At 70.7% G+C, this 16,821-nt stretch carries 13 protein-coding genes; 9 read left to right on the top strand and 4 right to left on the bottom strand.

Features of this window, described 5'->3' with window-relative positions; translation table 11 throughout:
* Positions 1–11 precede the first annotated feature (11 nt).
* Together OG580_RS35655 and OG580_RS35650 are read right to left on the bottom strand one after the other, a co-directional pair.
* Positions 12–1,142 (bottom strand): ABC transporter substrate-binding protein, encoded by a 1,131-nt coding sequence (locus OG580_RS35655; protein ID WP_267048237.1) that lies wholly within the window; start codon positions 1,140–1,142, stop codon positions 12–14.
* Between the two features lie 115 nt (positions 1,143–1,257).
* Positions 1,258–3,960, bottom strand: coding sequence for a SpoIIE family protein phosphatase/ATP-binding protein (locus tag OG580_RS35650; RefSeq protein ID WP_267048236.1), 2,703 nt, complete (start codon positions 3,958–3,960; stop codon positions 1,258–1,260).
* A gap of 610 nt (positions 3,961–4,570) precedes the next feature.
* Between OG580_RS35650 and OG580_RS35645 the strand changes: the two genes are divergently transcribed.
* Together OG580_RS35645 and OG580_RS35640 are read left to right on the top strand one after the other, a co-directional pair.
* Positions 4,571–5,917, top strand: coding sequence for an ABC transporter substrate-binding protein (locus OG580_RS35645; RefSeq protein ID WP_267047796.1), 1,347 nt, complete (start codon positions 4,571–4,573; stop codon positions 5,915–5,917).
* Positions 5,918–6,068: 151 nt separating this feature from the next.
* Positions 6,069–7,820 (top strand): beta-galactosidase family protein, encoded by a 1,752-nt coding sequence (locus tag OG580_RS35640; protein WP_267047795.1) that lies wholly within the window; start codon positions 6,069–6,071, stop codon positions 7,818–7,820.
* Positions 7,821–7,918: 98 nt separating this feature from the next.
* Here the strand turns inward: OG580_RS35640 and OG580_RS35635 are convergent, their stop codons facing one another.
* Complete coding sequence (locus OG580_RS35635; protein WP_267047794.1) at positions 7,919–8,677, bottom strand: FadR/GntR family transcriptional regulator; 759 nt, start codon at positions 8,675–8,677, stop codon at positions 7,919–7,921.
* A 98-nt stretch (positions 8,678–8,775) separates the two neighbouring features.
* Positions 8,776–9,453 (bottom strand): GntR family transcriptional regulator, encoded by a 678-nt coding sequence (locus OG580_RS35630; RefSeq protein WP_267047793.1) that lies wholly within the window; start codon positions 9,451–9,453, stop codon positions 8,776–8,778.
* A 205-nt stretch (positions 9,454–9,658) separates the two neighbouring features.
* Here OG580_RS35630 and OG580_RS35625 point away from each other — a divergent pair, with 205 nt between their 5' ends.
* The 7 genes from OG580_RS35625 (at position 9,659) to OG580_RS35595 (ending at position 16,820) form a co-directional block, all read left to right on the top strand.
* Positions 9,659–10,756, top strand: coding sequence for a substrate-binding domain-containing protein (locus OG580_RS35625; RefSeq protein ID WP_267047792.1), 1,098 nt, complete (start codon positions 9,659–9,661; stop codon positions 10,754–10,756).
* Between the two features lie 38 nt (positions 10,757–10,794).
* Positions 10,795–11,883, top strand: coding sequence for a mandelate racemase/muconate lactonizing enzyme family protein (locus tag OG580_RS35620; protein ID WP_267047791.1), 1,089 nt, complete (start codon positions 10,795–10,797; stop codon positions 11,881–11,883).
* A gap of 68 nt (positions 11,884–11,951) precedes the next feature.
* On the top strand, positions 11,952–12,956 hold the full coding sequence (locus OG580_RS35615; protein WP_267048235.1) for an ABC transporter permease: 1,005 nt from the start codon (positions 11,952–11,954) through the stop codon (positions 12,954–12,956).
* The gene (locus OG580_RS35610; RefSeq protein WP_267047790.1) at positions 12,953–14,035 is read left to right on the top strand and encodes an ABC transporter permease; all 1,083 of its coding nucleotides are present in this window, start codon (positions 12,953–12,955) and stop codon (positions 14,033–14,035) included. Before OG580_RS35615 ends, OG580_RS35610 begins: the two co-directional genes overlap by 4 nt.
* Positions 14,032–15,576, top strand: a complete 1,545-nt coding sequence (locus OG580_RS35605; RefSeq protein ID WP_267047789.1) for a sugar ABC transporter ATP-binding protein — start codon at positions 14,032–14,034, stop codon at positions 15,574–15,576. The genes OG580_RS35610 and OG580_RS35605 overlap by 4 nt, the downstream gene beginning before the upstream one ends.
* The gene (locus OG580_RS35600; protein ID WP_267047788.1) at positions 15,573–15,896 is read left to right on the top strand and encodes an L-rhamnose mutarotase; all 324 of its coding nucleotides are present in this window, start codon (positions 15,573–15,575) and stop codon (positions 15,894–15,896) included. Before OG580_RS35605 ends, OG580_RS35600 begins: the two co-directional genes overlap by 4 nt.
* A 72-nt stretch (positions 15,897–15,968) precedes the next feature.
* On the top strand, positions 15,969–16,820 hold the full coding sequence (locus tag OG580_RS35595; RefSeq protein ID WP_267047787.1) for a fumarylacetoacetate hydrolase family protein: 852 nt from the start codon (positions 15,969–15,971) through the stop codon (positions 16,818–16,820).
* The last annotated feature ends 1 nt before the right edge of the window (position 16,821 follow it).

The raw sequence follows: 16,821 nt of genomic DNA, 5'->3' as shown, positions 1-16,821 counted from the left end.
GCCTTCGGCGTTCACCCGTCGACGGCCGCGGTCCAGTTCTTCTCCACCACCCGCAGCGCCTTGGCCAGTTGCGCGGCGGTCGGGAACGCCGGGGCTCCGCCTTCGACCGTCGGGAGACGTGACGCCTTCACCTCGTCGAGAGTGCCGTCCTTGGCCATGACGTCCATGAGGACCGGGCGCGCATAGCCCGTCAGCCGTAGGTTCTGGCCCTCCGGGTCCGCGAGGTACTCCTGCCACAGACGTGCCGCGGCCGGGTGTGGGGCATGCTTGTTGATCGCCTGGGCGTAGTACTGCGAGAAGCTTCCGTCGAAGGGGATGGACACCTTCCAGCGCACATCGGTACCCCGCAGCTCGTCGACATGCCTGAGGTTGAGGAAGTCCCACTCGATGCTGATCGGGGTCTCGCCGCGGACGATCGCTTCCGGGTTGGGGTTACCGCGGTTGTAGTTACCGACGTCGTCGAGTTCGGCGAAGAAGTCGATGCCCGGCTGGATGTCGTCGAACGAGCCTCCGTTGGCCAGGGCTGCCGCGTACACGCCGGCGAACGCCGACCCGGCCGTCGTGGGGTTGCCGTTGAGCGCGACCATGCCCTGGTACTCCGGCTTGAGCAGATCGGCGAAGGAGACCGGGCAGACCGCGACCCGGCTCTGGTCGCAGCCGATCGACACATAGCCGCCGTAGCTGTTGAACCAGGCGCCGTCCGGGTCCTTCTGGTTCGGCGGGATCTCGTCCCAGGCGGCGACCCGGTAGGGGGCCAGCAGGCCCTGGCGCGTGGCCGACTGGGCGAAGGCGTCACCGAGGTCGAGCACGTCGGGGGCGGTCGCCTTGCCACGACTCCGCTTGATGTCGTCGATCTCCTGCTGGCTCGACCCGAACGGGTTGCTGTTGACGATCTTGATCCCGTACTTCTCCTCGAAGCCGTCCATCAGGCCGCCGTAGTTCGCCCAGTGACGCAGCAGGGTCGTCGTGTGGAGCGTGCCCTCCTTCTTCGCCGCCTCGATCAGCGCGTCCATGCCGCCCGCCTCCTCGGCGGAGCTCGCCGCGGAGGGAGGCACCACCCGCACCGGCTCGTTCCCCTCCCCGCATGCACCGAGGCCGAGCGCCACGGCGCAGAGGCAGGCGACGAAGGCGGCGGCACGCATCCGGGGAGGTCCGACCACGGCGTCTCCACAAGGGCCAGGGGATCGGTACGGGTACACCTCAGCCTACTCGGGCGTCCCGGGGCTGACCGCGAGGAGCGCGCCCGCCCGCGGGACCTCACAGCTCCACGTCGTCCCACTGGCCGAGAATGTCGTCCTCCCCCAGCTGGTCCAGGTCGGGCCCCGCTCCGGGGCCGGTCGCCTGGGCCGCCCAGATGGTCTTCCCCCGCGGGGAGTAGCGGGTGCCCCACTTCTCGGCGTACTGGGCGACGAGGAAGAGGCCCCGGCCTCCCTCGTCGGTGTCGTCGGCGCGCCGGATGTGCGGGGAGGTGCTGCTGCCGTCGGAGACCTCGCAGATCAGGGAGCCGCTGTGCAGGAGACGCACCCGGATGGGCTCGATGCCGTAGCGGACGGCGTTGGTGATCAGTTCGCTGAGGATGAGCTCCGTACCGAAGGCGATGTCCTCCAGGCCCCACTCGGCCAGCTTGCGGGCGCACGCGTTGCGGACCGGACTCACGGCCGCAGGGTCGCGCGCCACCTCCCACTCGGCCACCCGGTCCGGGTCCAGGCGGCCGACGCGCGCCACGAGAAGGGCGACGTCGTCGCTCGATCCCGCCGGCAGCATCGTGTCGATGACGGCGGCGCAGGTCTCCTCCGGCGTACGGTCGGGCCCCGCCAGGGCCTCGCGGAGGGCATCCAGGCTCGCGTCGACGTCCCGGCTGCGGTCCTCCAGAAGCCCGTCGGTGTAGAACACGAGCCTCGAACCCTCCGGCAGGGTCGTACGGGTCGTCTCCACGGGCATGCCGGCGCCCAGCCCGAGGGGAGGGGAGACCGGTGATGCCAGGAACTCCACGGTTCCGTCGGGTCGGACGACCGCCGGCGGGAGGTGTCCTGCCGTGGCCACGATGACCTCACCGGAGACGGAGTCGTACACGGCACACAGGCACGTGGCTCCGGTGATCACCTCTCCCCCGCCCTCGGACGATTCGCCCTGCACGTCGAGGAGCGCCACGAGCTCGTCCAGATGCCCGATCAGCTCGTCCGGGGAGAGGTCGAGGGCCGAGAAGTTGTGCACGGCGATCCGCAGCCGGCCCATGGTCGCCGCGGCATGCAGGCCGTGACCGACGACGTCACCGATGACCAGTGCCACCCGGGCGCCGGGCAGCGGGATCACGTCGAACCAGTCGCCGCCCACGCCGGACTCCGCCGGCAGGTAGCGGGAGGCCACGTCCAGCGCCTCGTCGTCGGGGAGGGTGCGCGGCATCAGGCTGCGCTGCAGCGTGACCGCCATCGTGTGCTCACGGGTGTAGCGGCGGGCGTTGTCGATGGAGACCGCGGCCCTGCTCGCCAGCTCCTCGGCGAACGACAGGTCCTCGTCGGAGAACGGCGTGGACACACCCGCCCGCCAGAAGTTCGCCACCCCCAGGACCACACCCCGCGCGCGCAGCGGTACGACCGCCAGGGAGTGGATGCCGTAGTGGAGGATCCGCCGGGCCCGTTCCTCGTCCTGGGCGCGCCATCCGGGCGAGGAGGCGAGGTCGGCCACCACCACGGAGCGGCCCTCGCTGACACTGGTCTCCACCGGCGATCCGGGCACGAAGCGGATCAGCTCTCCGGAAGGGTAGAGGGGGTGGTCCTCGCTGAGGCCGGCGATGGCCGACCGGCGCAGCTCGGCGCTCGCCCCGGCCGGTTCCTCACCACGGAGCACCGGATCCAGGAGTTCGACGGTGACGACGTCGGCGAACCCGGGGACCGCCACTTCCGCCAGCTCCTCCGCGGTACGCACGACGTCCAGGGTCGACCCGATGCGCACCCCCGCGTCGTAGAGCAGGGTCAGCCGCTCCCTCGCCACCTCGGCCCGCCCGGACAGTGAGCGCAGCTCGGTGGTGTCACGCAGGGTCACCACGCTGCCCTGCTGACCACCGACGGGCAGCGTGACCCGCTTGTTGAGCGCGAGGAGACGGTCCGCCGCCAGATGGACCTCGTCCGTGGCGATCCGGTCCGACGCCAGAAGGGCCGTGAGGGCGGCGTCGAGCCCCAGGTCCGTGACGCGGCGGCCCTCCGCGTCCGCCGGCAGGTCGAGGAGCCGACGCGCCTCGTCGTTGGCCAGCAGGAGGCGGCGGTCCCGTCCGGTGATGAGCACGCCCTCGCGGACGGCGTGCAGGACCGCGTCGTGGTGCTCGTACATCCGGGTCATCTCCGTCGGACCAAGGCCGTGGGTCTGGCGGCGCAGCCGTCGGCTCACCAGGCCCGTACCGAAGGCGACGAGGGCGAGGGCACCGGCCGCGCTGCCCAGGAAGACCGGCAGCTGCTGGTCCACCGAGTCCCGGACCTTCTCGACCGTCACCGCCGCGGACACGATCCCGACGACCTGCCCCCGGGCGTCCCTGACGGGGGCCGCCGAGACGACGGAGAGGCCCAGGGCGCCCTGGAAGGTGCGGGTGAAGGGTTGACCGGCCGCCGCCTCGGCGTACGGGCCGATGACGTGCTTGCCGAGCTGTGTGGGGTCACTGTGCGTGAGGGTGATCCCGTCGAGTTCGTACACGATCAGGGCGTCGATGCCGGCGGCCTTGCGGGCCCCTTCGGCGAGGGGCTGGAGCTCGACCGTCGGAAAGTCGTTCTCCAGTGCCCGCGCGAGGCCGGGGGCGTGCGCGAAGGACTGGGCGGCGGCGATGGTGCGGTGCCGGGCGTCGGTCATGGTGTCGCGCTGGGCCTGCACGACGATCGCCACGACCGCGGCGGCGACGAGGAGCACCACGAGAATCAGCTGAAGGAGAAAGACCTGGCGGGCGACGCTGCGCGTGGTCAACCAGGATCCGATGCTCCACGGGCCCCCGGCGGGCTTTTCGCCTGGATCACCTCGCTTTTGACCCGATTCTCCGCTCATGTGACAAATTTAGCCCTTTTCGATTCTCGCCCGGCGAGGAGGGGAGCCGGGTCGCACTGGTGAACCCCGTGGCGATGGCGCCGATGGCTCGAAATTCACCACGTTCAGTGCCCGAGCGGAGCTGTGGGGCGATATCCCGGCTCCTCGTATCGCGTCGAGAATCATCGTCCGGACAGCCTCGGCGACGGCCGCGTCAGCGGTGGAGACGCGGGACACCGTCTGCGAGGAGGCCCCCCGCCAGCTGTGCCGTGTCCGCCATGGACACGCGGCGCGGCCTGGTTCGCGGCCCTCGTCGGCTGTCGTTCACAGCGAGCGCCGACCGACAGGTCGCCTTCTGTTCGGTCACCGGAACGCCTCCCATTCGCTGCCACTTCGTGCTTGACGCCCATTGGCCGGAATGCCACCATCACGCTACCGATGATTACGTAAACATCCATCGGTCGACCCTCCCGCAGGGTCGGCTCCCGGCCTCAGGCCCACTGCTTCGCTCCCCGTCTACCGGACCATTCCTCCCCGCCCGCACCATCGACCAGGAGCACCTCCCATGCGCACTCACTCCTCCACCCGCAGACTGCTCGGCGCGCTCGCCGTACTCGCCACGCTCGCGCTGACCGCCACGGCCTGTGGATCCGACGATTCGGACGCCGGCACGGGCGAGAGCTCTCCGAAGGACGTCCAGGCGGCGCTCGACAAGGGCGGCAAGGTGACCGTGTGGGCCTGGGAGCCCACCCTCAAGAAGGTGGCCGAGGACTTCGAGAAGAAGTACCCCAAGGTCGACATCGAACTGATCAACGCCGGCACCGGCGACAAGCAGTACACCGCCCTGCAGAACGCCATGACGGCCGGATCCGGCGCACCCGACGTCGCACAGATCGAGTACTACGCCCTCGGCCAGTTCGCCATCGGCAAGTCGATAGAGAACCTCACCGCCTACGGCGCCCAGAAGTACGGCACGACCTTCACCCCCGGCCCCTGGAACGCCGTCACCCAGGGCGGCGAAGCCATCCACGCCCTGCCCATGGACTCCGGCCCCATGGCCTTCTTCTACAACAAGAAGGTCTTCGACAAGCACGGCATCGCCGTGCCCACCACCTGGGACGAGTACGTGGACGCGGCCCGCGCCCTCCACAAGGCCGACCCGAAGATCTTCATCACCAACGACACCGGCGACGCCGGCGCCACCACCAGCCTCATCTGGCAGGCCGGCGGCCGCCCCTACAAGACCGACGGCACCGACGTCACCATCGACTTCACCGACAAGGGCACCAAGCAGTACACCGCCACCTGGCAGAAGCTCCTCGACGAAAAGCTCCTCGCACCCGTCTCCTCATGGAGCGACGCCTGGTACAAGGGCCTCGCCGACGGCTCCCTCGCCACCCTCTCCATCGGCGCCTGGATGCCCGCCAACCTCACCTCCGGCGTCGCCGCCGCCTCCGGCGACTGGCGCGTCGCCCCCCTGCCCCAGTGGACCAAGGGCGACAAGACCAGCGCCGAGAACGGCGGCAGCTCCCTCGCCGTCCCCAAGGCCGCCAAGAACAAGGAACTCGCCTACGCCTTCACCGAGTTCGCCACCACCGGCACCGGAGCCAGCACCCGCGTCACCGAAGGCGCCTTCCCCGCCACCCGCGCCGACCTCGAATCCAAGGCCTTCCTCGACACCACGTTCCCCTACTTCGGCGGCCAGCAGGCCAACCGCATCTTCGCCGAATCCGCCCGCAACGTCGGCGCCAACTGGTCCTACCTCCCCTACCAGGTCTACGCCAACTCCATCTTCAACGACACCGTCGGCAAGGCCTACGTCTCCCCCACCACCCTCACCGACGGCCTCAAGGCCTGGCAGGACGCCAGCATCACCTACGGCAAGGACCAGGGCTTCACCGTCAACAAGTAGCCCCAGCCTACGGATCCGGGCGGAGCCGCATCCCGGCTCCGCCCCCCTCCAGCCCATGGAAAGGGCTTGTCGCGCCCTGGATGTTCGCGTAAACATGCAGCGTGCGACGTCTCCACCCGCACGACCCTTCACGTACAGGAGCAAGCAGCGCATGCCCGTTCTCCAGACAGACAAGGCCGGATTCCTGCTCGACGGCCGACCTTTCCGTTTCCTGTCCGGCGGGCTGCACTACTTCCGGGTCCATCCCGAGCAGTGGCAGGACCGGCTCCGCAAGGCGCGGCTCATGGGACTCAACACCGTCGAGACCTATGTCCCCTGGAACCTTCACCAGCCGCGCCCCGACCGTTTCGTGCTGGACGGCGGGCTCGACCTGCCCCGCTTCCTCGATCTCGCCGCCGCCGAAGGGCTGCACGTCCTGCTGCGCCCCGGCCCGTACATCTGCGCGGAGTGGGAGGGCGGCGGTCTGCCCTCGTGGCTGCTCAGTGAGCCGGACATACGGCTGCGCTCCCGTGATCCCCGGTTCCTGGCGGCGCTGGACGACTTCTTCGGCCGGCTGTTCCCCCCGCTCCGCCGGCACCTCGCCTCGCAGGGCGGTCCTATCCTCGCCGTACAGGTGGAGAACGAGTACGGGGCCTACGGCGACGACACCGCCTATCTGCAGCACATCGCCGACGCGCTGCGCGGCCACGGCGTCGACGTCCCCCTGTTCACCTGCGACCAGCCGGTCGACCTGGAGCGGGGCGCCCTGCCCGGTGTCCTCGCCACCGCCAACTTCGGCAGCCGCTCGGCCCACCACCTGGCCGCCCTCCGGGCGCTGCGCCCCGAGGGGCCGCTGATGACGACGGAGTTCTGGATCGGCTGGTTCGACCGCTGGGGCGCCCGGCACGTGGTCCGCGACTCCGGCGACGCCGCCCGCGAGCTCGACGAGGTGCTCGCCGACGGAGCCTCCGTCAACTTCTACATGTTCCACGGCGGTACGAACTTCGGCTTCACCAACGGCGCCAACGACAAGCACACCTACCGCCCCACCGTCACCTCCTACGACTACGACGCCCCGCTCGACGAGGCCGGCGACCCGACGGAGAAGTACACCGCCTTCCGCGACGTCATCGCCAAGTACGCGCCCGTGCCGAGCGGCCCCGTCCCCGCCCCGGGCGCCAAACTGGCCGTCTCCGCCGTCAGGTTGACCGAGAGCGCCGAGCTGCTGCCGAGCGCGGCGGCGTCGGCGCCGCGGATCGACTCCCGTCGGCCGCTGACCATGGAGGAGCTGGAGCAGGACTTCGGCTTCGTCCTCTACGAGACCACCCTGCCGCTGCGCGGACCCACCCTGCTGGAGATCGAGCACGTCCGCGACCGTGCCCAGGTCTTCGTCGACGGGCAGCCGGTGGGCGTCCTGGAGCGCGAGAACCACGAGCACTCCCTGGCCTTCACCGTTCCCCGGGCCGGCAGCGTGCTCTCGATCCTGGTGGAGAACCAGGGCCGGGTGAACTACGGCCAGGGCATCCACGACCGCAAGGGACTCCTCGGCGCGGTCCTCCTCGACGGCGTCGAGCCGGTGGCCTGGACGAACCGGCCGCTTCCGCTCACCGGACAGGAGGACATCCCCTTCTCCGTCACCACCTCGACTCCCGTGGGCCCGGCCTTCCACCGGGGCACCTTCGAGGTCACCGAGGCGGCCGACACCTTCCTCCACCTCGACGGCTGGACCAAGGGCAACGCCTGGGTGAACGGCTTCCCGCTCGGCCGCTACTGGTCCCGCGGCCCGCAGCGCTCGCTGTACGTCCCCGCCCCCGTCCTGCGCGCCGGCACGAACGAGGTCGTCGTCCTGGAACTCCACGCCGGCCCCCGGGCCCGTACCGTCGACTTCCGCGAGACGCCCGACCTCGGCCCCACCGAGGAGTAGGAACAACCGGCGGCCTGTCCGGCGGATCATGCTGCGGCGACGGGACGCGCAACCGACCGGAGCGGTGGCTGGTCAGCGGCGTCGGCGCCTTCACCGCGTCAGGGATCCGGGGTCTCCCGGGCCGGCGCACCGCCCTCGCGGTCACCGACGACCGCGCCGTGGAACCCGCGGATGTGCCGTTCCACGAGGTCGGCCGCCGCCGACCCCTCGCCGGCCGCGAGCAGGCGGAGCAGCTCCTCGTGCTCGGCGTTGAGCCCCGCGGCGGTCGCCGCCCAGTCCTCGGCCCCTTCCTCCGCCTGGAGGATCAAGGTCCGCACGGACTCTCGGACCGCGGAGGTCAGCGTGGAGATCAGCCGGTTTCCCGACGCCCGGGCGATCAACACATGAAAGGCGGTGTCCAGTTCGTTGAAGAGGGGCACGTCGGCCTCGGCCTCGCGCATCCGGCCGAGCAGCTCCTGAGCCTCGGCCAGGACCTCCTCGGACGCGGACCGGGCGGCCGCCTCGAAGCTGGAGCGCTCCAGCACCACACGCGCCTCGAGTACGTCCTCGAGTCCGTAGCTGCCGAGGGCCAGGTGAAGGCGAAGCACCCGGCCGAGCGCGTCATCCGGGTTGCGCACGATGCGGGCACCGGCGTCCGGACCGCGCCCGACGTTGGCGACCAGGACGCCGATCGTCTCCATGACCCGCAGGGCCTCGCGCAGGGCGGACCGGCTCACTCCGAGCGCCGGAGCCAGCTCCCGCTCGGGCGGCAGGCGGTCTCCCGCCTTCAGTTCGCCGGCGAGCACCTGCCGCTCGATGCTCTCCAGTACGAGCTCATGCGTCCGCGACTGCCGCACGGGGCGCCACTGGGCCGTCACGGATACCTCCCCATCTCGTTGACCGGGCGCGAACCGCACCGCACCCCGATCCGGCCATCCTAACTATGGTCCGACCACAGCATGGGCGGCGCGAGTGGTCAGGCACCTTCGTTCCGGTACCGGCCGAGGTGACGGTCCAGGCTGAGCTCCAGGTGTTCCCGCATGGCCTCCGCCGCGCGCTCCGGGTGACGTCGCAGGACCGCCCGCAGGATGCGGCTGTGCTCCCCCATCGTGGCGGGGCTGCCACCCGCGACCGGACTGAGCCGGAACAGGTGCAGGTGCGTGTGCAGCCGTTCCACGGCCGCCGCGAGCATGGTGCGGCCGGACGCGACGGCGAGCGCGTCGTGGAACCGCTGGTCCAGCACCGCGAAGCGGCCGTACACGGCGTAGCTTTCGCCCTTGTCCGGGAGCCCCTGCATCTCCTCCACCAGGGCCTCGATCCGGTCGAGCTCCGCCTCGCCGACATGCTCCGCCGCCAGGGCCGCGGCTCTCGGCTCCAGCAGCAGCCGCATCTCGAACAGCTCCTCCACGCCACGCCGGTCCAGGAGGACCGTGGCCCGGTAGCCGGAGAGCGATCGCTTGACGACCAGTCCGTCCGATTCGAGGCGGGCCAGGGCCTCGCGTACCGGCGTGGGCGAGACGCCGAGCGAACGGGACAGCGCGTCGATGCCCACCCTGGCGCCCGGCTGGATCACGTGGTCCATGACCATCGCCTTGACGGCCTCGTAGACGCTGTCCGTCAGCACTTCCCGCCGCACGCTCGCATCTCTCCCCATACACGGAATCCTATGCGATCGATGCCCGGTGGAGTCCATGCCCTGTCACGACGAAGTCCGTCCACCCCCCTCTTCCGCGCGACTCCCCTCGAAGCACGGAGGAGATTTCAGGATGCCTGACGCACACCCCTTGACGAGGCGACAGCCCCTACCGCAGCATCACGGGCAACAGAATCCTATTTGATTCAAGTCGAGGGCAGTCACCATGACGCGTCGCAGAACCGCAGTAGCAGCAGCCGCCACCCTCCTCGCCCTCGTGTCCGCCTCGGCGTGCACCGTGAAGAGCTCGGGCGACACCGGAGCCACCGGCGACACCCCCGCCACGTCCGCTGCCGGCACCGGCACCGGCACCGCCGAACTCGCCGACGGCTCCGGCACCAAGGTCGCCCTGGTCCCGGGCGGCGCCCACCCGTACTTCCAGCCCTGGAAGCAGGCGGGCGCGGACGCCGGGAAGGCGCTCAAGCTGGGCGACGTCACCTTCGACGAGACCGCCGAGTGGGACCAGCAGAAGCAGAACAACCTCCTCTCCACCCTGGCCGCGCGCGGCTACAACGCCTTCGGCGTCTTCGGGGTCTCCCCCACCGACATCAACACCACCTTCGCCGACCTCAAGTCCCAGGGCTTCGCTGTGGCGTCCCTGGCCTCGTGCCCCGCCAACGGCAAGAACGCGGCCGACTTCTGCCTCTCCACCGATGTCGAACTCGCCGCCTACAAGGCGGCCAAGGCCACCATCGAGGCGATGGGTGGCAAGGGCACGCTCGTCCATCTGACGGGCAACAACGTCGACGCCAACACGCAGCTGCGGATCAAGGGCGTACAGAAGGCCGTGGAGGAGTCCGGCGGCAAGGTCTCCCTGCTCCAGAACATCACCGACATCGACAAGGACCTCCAGACCGCGCAGAAGGCCGTCTCCGACCTGCTCGCGACCAAGGGCTCGCAGATCCAGGGCATCGTCACCACCGCCTACAACCCCGCGGTCGCCGCCGCCGAGGCCGTCCAGGAGACCGGCTCGAAGGCCAAGGTCGTGGCCATCGACGACGACGCCAAGATCCTGTCCTCGATCAAGAACGGCTCCGTGAGCGCCACCGTCGTGCAGAACCCCGTGGGTCAGGCCGAGATCGGCGCCTGGGCGCTCGCCCTGCTCCAGAGCAAGCAGTGCGCGATGAAGCAGCCGGGCCTGATCGTCGACTCCGGATCCTTCGTGGTCACCCGGCAGAACGTCGCCGACTACGACGACGCGCGCAAGGCCAAGACCGTGGAGCTGAAGAAGAAGTTCGCGGACGAGTACCTCTCCTGCGGCTGACCGTCCCCGGCACGACGAGAGAAAGTCAGCACACGCGCATGACCATCATCACGAAAGCGACGGCCCTGCTGGCCGACATCGCGGTGGAGACCGACCGCACCGACGCCGTGCAGTCCTTCGTCAAACAGGAGACCATCCTCGTCACCCTGGCCACGACGGACGGCATCGAGGGAACCGGCTACGCGTACACGATCGGCACCGGCGGCAGCTCCGTCCTGGCCCTGCTGCGCGACCACCTCCTGCCCCTGCTGGCCGGCAAGGACGCCCGCAACGTGGAGGGGCTCTGGCAGGAGCTGTTCGGCCTGACCCGTGCCACCACCACCGGCGCCATCACCTCGCTCGCGCTCGCCGCGATCGACACGGCCCTGTGGGACCTGCGCTGCAAGCGCGCCGGCGAACCGCTGTGGCGGCTGGCCGGCGGCCACCGCCGGGAGATCCCGGTGTACGACACCGAGGGGGGCTGGCTCCACCTGTCCACCGAGGAGCTCGTCGAGTCGGCCCTCGCGGCGCAGCGGGCGCGGTTCTCCGGCGTCAAGATCAAGGTGGGCAAGCCGCACGCCGCCGAGGACGCCGAACGGCTGCGCGCCGTACGGGAGGCCGTCGGCCCGAACCTGCACATCATGACCGACGCGAACCAGTCGCAGTCGCTCTCCTCCGCGGTGCAGCTGGCCGCCGCCCTCGAACCGTACGACCCGTACTGGTTCGAGGAGCCCATGCCCGCGGACGACGTCAGCGGGCACGCCCGGCTCGCCCGCTCGACCCGGATCCCGATCGCGGTCGGCGAGTCGATGTACGCGCCGATGCAGTTCCGGAGCTATCTGGAGTCCGGTGCCGCCTCCGTGGTGCAGGTGGACGTGGCGCGCGTCGGCGGGATATCGCCGTGGCTGAAGGTCGCGCACCTCGCCGAGACCTTCAACGTCCAGGTCTGCCCGCACTTCCTGATGGAGCTGCACGTCAGTCTCGTCGCCGCGGTCTCCAACGGCGCGTACGTCGAGTACATCCCGCAGTTGCGCGCGGTCACCCGCACCGAGCTGACCGTGCGTGACGGGCTGGCCGTCGCCCCGGACGAGCCGGGCATCGGCATCGACTGGGACAGGGACGCCCTCGACGACCGGAGGGTCTCGTGAAGACCGCCGTAGCCCCGCCCGAGAGCGGGACCGGCCGCCCCACGGAGGGTGCGCGGCGCGCGCACCGGCTGCCGTTCCGGGTCAACCAGCGGATGGGCCTGCTCGTCCTGATCGTCCTGCTCGGCGCGCTGTTCGGCGTGGCCCGGCCGGCCTTCTTCGACGAGCGCCTGGTCCTCTTCCCGTTGCTGCGGGACGTCGCGACGCTGACCGTGGTGGCCCTGGCTCAGATGGTGGTGCTGTCCATCGGGCACATGAACCTCGCCGTCGGGCGCATGGCGGCCTTCGGCGCGTTCTTCGCCGGCTTCGGCTACGACCGGCTCGGTCTGTCGCTGCCGCTGGGCCTGGTGCTGTGTCTGACGGCCGGCTGCGCGATCGGCGCGCTGACCGGGTGGATCATCGCCCGCACCGGTGTGAACTCGTTCGTGGTGACCCTGGCGATGGACTTCGCGCTCCTGGGTCTGGTCTCCCTCCTGTACTCCGCGCTCACCGAGAACGCCGCGTTCACGACCCGCCCGGCGGGGCTCACCGAGATGCGCTCGGCCTCGCTCGCCGACATCTGTCTCGGACCCGTGTGCGGCTCCGCCGCCGTCCCGCAGATCGCCCAGTTCACCCTGCTCGCCCTCGTCGGCCTCGGCTTCCTCTACGCCCGTACCCGCATGGGGCGTGAGCTGCTGCTCACCGGCGCCAATCCGAAGGCCGCCGAGCTGTCGGGCATCCCCACCGGCCGCAGGATCGTTCTCGCGCACGCGCTGTCGGGTCTGCTCGCGGCGCTGGCCGGCTTCATGGCGGCCGTGGGCACGGGTACGTTCCGCGCCTCCATCGGCGAGGACTTCATGCTGCCGTCCTTCCTCGGAGCGGTCCTCGGCGGGACGCTGCTCACCGGCGGTGTCGTCTCCGTCCTCGGGGCGCTGCTCGGCACGACGCTCGTCGGCGTCATCCGCAAGGGCCTGGACCTGCTCGGCGTCGGCCTCGAAAGCCTCAACATCTACCTCGGCTGCGTCCTGCTCCTGGCCCTGTCCGCCGACCGGGTTCGCACCGTCGTGTCCTACCGCAAGGTGGTGCGTTCCACATGACCCCGTTCCAGGACCGGAAGGCGGCGGCTCGGTCCGCGTTGCGCCGCTTCTCGCGCTCCACGACGACCACCCTGCTCGCCGTGGTCCTCGTCGGCTACGTCGCTCTCGGCGTCTCCTCGTCCGGCACCTTCTTCGAAGGGCCCTCCGTCCGTACGTTCCTGCAGTACCTCGCCACACCGATCCTCATCGGGCTTGCCCAGATGGTCGCCCTGTGCGTGGGGCAGCTCAACCTGGCGGTCGGGGCGCTGGGCGGGTTCAGCGCCTGCCTGATGGGCGTCCTGATGGCCGACGCGGGCGTCCCGGCCGGGCTCGCCGTGCTGATCGGCGTCCTGGGCGCGACCCTGATCGGCCTGCTGACCGGCGTGTTCATCGTCGTCACGCGCATCAACGGCTTCATCGTGACGCTGGGCACCATGACCATCCTGCTGGGGGCGCAGTACCGCCTCTCGGGGACCCGCACGATCGACGGGTACTCCGCGACGCTGCGCGACCTCGGCCGCGCCGCGCCGCTGAACATCCCGCTGGTCTTCGTCACGGCCCTGGCCGCGGCCGTCCTCCTCGCCGGGTTCATGTACCGCACCGTCGCGGGGCGGCGGCTGCTGGCGTCCGGCGGGAACCCACTGGCCGCCAGGCTGTCGGGCATCTCCACCGACCGGCAGATCGTGCTCGCGCACACCCTGTCCGGGCTGCTCGTGGGCATCGCCGCGATGACCGCCACCGCCTCGCTGCCGGGGGTCAACCGCAGCGTCGGCGGCGACTGGCTGCTGCCCAGCTTCGCCGCACCCATCATCGGCGGGGTGGCCCTGACCGGCGGCTCCGTCGCGGTCCTGGGGACCGTTCTCGCGGCCTTCGTGATGCGTCTGATCGACACCGCGCGGGCACAGTTCTCCCTCGACCCGAGCTGGGTCAACTTCCTCATCGGGGTGGTCGTCCTCGGCACGGTCGTCGGCGGCCGGGTCCACCAGAACCATCTCGACAGGAAGGGCAGGACGCCCGGCTGCGCTCCCACGGCACCACCTGAGGGGACACCCCGGCCGACGGCCGTACCGACGCCGACGCCGACGGGAGAGGCACGATGAGCGAAGTCCTGCTGGAATGCGATCGGATCGTCAAGGTCTTCCCCGGTGTCCGCGCGCTCGACGGTGTCGGTCTGCGGCTCACGGCCGGCTCCGTGCACGCCCTGCTGGGCGAGAACGGGGCGGGCAAGTCCACGCTCATCAAGGTGATCACCGGCGTGCACGCGCCCGAGGGCGGCAGGCTGCTCCGGGGCGGCCGGGAGATCCACCCGCGCTCCCCCCTGGACGCCACGCGCGCCGGCATCGGCGTCGTCCACCAGGAACGCAACCTGATCCCCGGGTTCTCCGTGGCCGAGAACATCACTCTGCAGAACCCGCCCTCGCGCCGCGGCCTGGTCGACCGGGAGGCCATGACGGCTCCGGCCCTGCGGTGCCTGGCCGAGCTCGGACTCGACATCGATCCCCACCTGTCGGTGAGCGAACTCTCGGTAGCCCAGCAGCAGTTGGTGGAGATCGCCAAGGCGCTCCACACCGAGAGCCGGGTCCTCCTGCTCGACGAACCGACCGCCTCGCTCTCGCCGCAGGAGGCCGAGCGCCTCTTCGACGTCGTCCGGCGGCTCACCGCGCGCGGTACGTGCGTGGTCTTCGTCAGTCACAAACTGGAGGAGGTCTTCGCGGTCTGCGACACCGTCACCGTCCTGCGCGACGGCCGGTCCGTACTGGAGTCGGCGCCGCTCGCGGAGCACACCCAGGACGACGTCGTGACCCTGATGGTCGGACGTGCCCACGCGGTGACCGCGATGACCCCGCGTCCCGTGGACATGTCGGCGGCGCCCGCGCTCTCCCTCACCGGGCTCTCGACGGCCTCGGGGCACCGGGACATCTCGCTCGACGTACGGCCCGGGGAGATCGTCGGGCTGTACGGGCTGGTCGGCGCGGGGCGCAGTGAACTCGTCAAGGCGGTGCTCGGTCTGGACCGTGTCACCGGCGGTGAGATCCGCGTGTACGGAGAGCCCGTGCGGATCGGCTCGCCTCGGCAGGCACTGCACGAGTACGGGATCGGCTATCTGACGGAGAACCGCAAGGAGGAGGGTGTCTTCCTCGAGCAGCCCATCCTCCGCAACATCACCGTGACGGTGTGGAGGAGGCTGGCGAACGCCTTCGGGTACGTCCCCTCCCGCCGTGAACGCGAGACCGCCGAGGACCTCGTCGAGCGCCTCGGCATCAGGATCTCCGGTCTCGGGCAGAACGCCGGTGAGTTGTCGGGCGGGAACCAGCAGAAGGTCAGCCTGTCGAAGTGGCTGGCGGCCGACACCCGGCTGCTGGTCGTGGACGAGCCGACCGTCGGGGTGGACGTACGGACCAAGCACGCCTTCCACGAGCTGATCTGGGAACTGGCCCGCGGCGGTCTGCCGATCCTGTTGATCAGCAGTGACCTGGCCGAGATGGTGACGCTGGCCGACCGGGTCGTCGTGATGGCCGGCCACCGGATCCGCGGCGAGGTGGCCAACGACCACGACTACGAGCGGATGAGCGGCCGGATCATCCGCGTCATCCACGACCGCGCGGACGAGGCCGAACCGGCGAAGGGCGGGGCCGCGTGAGACGCGTCGCCCAGGTCGTCCACGTCCTGCCCGAGAAGGCGGAGGACTACCGGCGGCTGCACCGCGAGGTACCCGAGGCCGTCCTCGACCGGCTGCGGCGCTGCCACATCGCCAACTACTCGATCCACCTGCTCGGGGACCGCCTGTTCGGCTACTTCGAGTACCACGGCGAGGACCTGGCGGCCGACCTCGCCGCGATGGCCGCCGACCCCGCCACCCACGACTGGTGGCGGCTCACCTCCCCCTGCCAGCAGCCCGTCGACGAGGCCGCGCCCGGCGAGTGGTGGGCCGCCATGGAGCAGGTGTTCCTCATGGAATGACCTCCGCCCGCCACCCCGACGATCCCGAACCGCCCCGCGGCGCCACGGCGCCGCGCCCGCAAGGAGAACCACGTGAAACTGCTGCGCCTCGGAGCTCCGGGCGAGGAGCGCCCGGCCGTCCTCGCCGACGACGGACGCGTCCACGACCTCAGCGCCCTGACCGACGACATCGACGGGCCGTTCCTGGCCGGCGGCGGCGTCGACCGGGTGGCCGCCGCCCTGCTGGCCGGCTCGCTGCCCGTCGTGGACGCGACGGACTCGCGCGTCGGCGCGCCCGTCGCCCGGCCCGGCAAGGTGGTGTGCGTCGGCCTCAACTACCGCGACCACGCCGAGGAGACGGGAGCCGCCGTGCCGGAGCGCCCGGTGGTCTTCATGAAGGACCCCGGCACCGTCGTCGGTCCCCGCGACCCCGTCCTCGTCCCCCGTGGTTCGGTCAAGACCGACTGGGAGGTGGAGCTCGCGGTGGTGATCGGGCGGCGGGCCCGCTACCTGGACGGCCCGTCCGACGCCGCGGCGGTGATCGCGGGGTACGCGCTCAGCCATGACGTCTCCGAACGCGCCTTCCAGCTGGAGCTGTCCCCGCAGTGGGATCTCGGCAAGTCCTGCGAGACCTTCAACCCGCTCGGCCCGTGGCTGGTGACGTCCGACGAGGTGCCCGACCCGCAGGCCCTCGGTCTGCGGCTGAGCGTCAACGGTGTGTCCCGGCAGGACGGCACCACCGCGAACATGATCTTCCCGGTGGCCTATCTGGTCTGGTACCTGAGTCAGTACATGGTCCTGGAGCCCGGTGACGTCATCAACACGGGAACCCCCGCCGGTGTCGCCCTCGGGCTGCCGGGCAACCCCTACCTGCGAGCCGGCGACACGGTCGAGCTCGAGATCGACGGACTCGGCCGCCAGCGGCAGACGTTCCGGGACGCGTGAG

The organism is Streptomyces sp. NBC_00094 (genome assembly GCF_026343125.1).
In the GTDB taxonomy this organism is placed as follows: domain Bacteria; phylum Actinomycetota; class Actinomycetes; order Streptomycetales; family Streptomycetaceae; genus Streptomyces.
Note: the sequence above shows the minus strand (reverse complement) of the source record. Positions and strands in the feature narration are given on the sequence as shown.

Coding starts and splice junctions, on each gene's coding strand:
- OG580_RS35605 (WP_267047789.1), top strand. CDS start 14,032: ATGAGCGAAGTCCTGCTGGAATGCGATCGGATCGTCAAGGTCTTCCCC.
- OG580_RS35610 (WP_267047790.1), top strand. CDS start 12,953: ATGACCCCGTTCCAGGACCGGAAGGCGGCGGCTCGGTCCGCGTTGCGC.
- OG580_RS35640 (WP_267047795.1), top strand. CDS start 6,069: ATGCCCGTTCTCCAGACAGACAAGGCCGGATTCCTGCTCGACGGCCGA.
- OG580_RS35645 (WP_267047796.1), top strand. CDS start 4,571: ATGCGCACTCACTCCTCCACCCGCAGACTGCTCGGCGCGCTCGCCGTA.
- OG580_RS35625 (WP_267047792.1), top strand. CDS start 9,659: ATGACGCGTCGCAGAACCGCAGTAGCAGCAGCCGCCACCCTCCTCGCC.
- OG580_RS35630 (WP_267047793.1), bottom strand. CDS start 9,453: ATGGGGAGAGATGCGAGCGTGCGGCGGGAAGTGCTGACGGACAGCGTC.
- OG580_RS35655 (WP_267048237.1), bottom strand. CDS start 1,142: ATGCGTGCCGCCGCCTTCGTCGCCTGCCTCTGCGCCGTGGCGCTCGGC.
- OG580_RS35620 (WP_267047791.1), top strand. CDS start 10,795: ATGACCATCATCACGAAAGCGACGGCCCTGCTGGCCGACATCGCGGTG.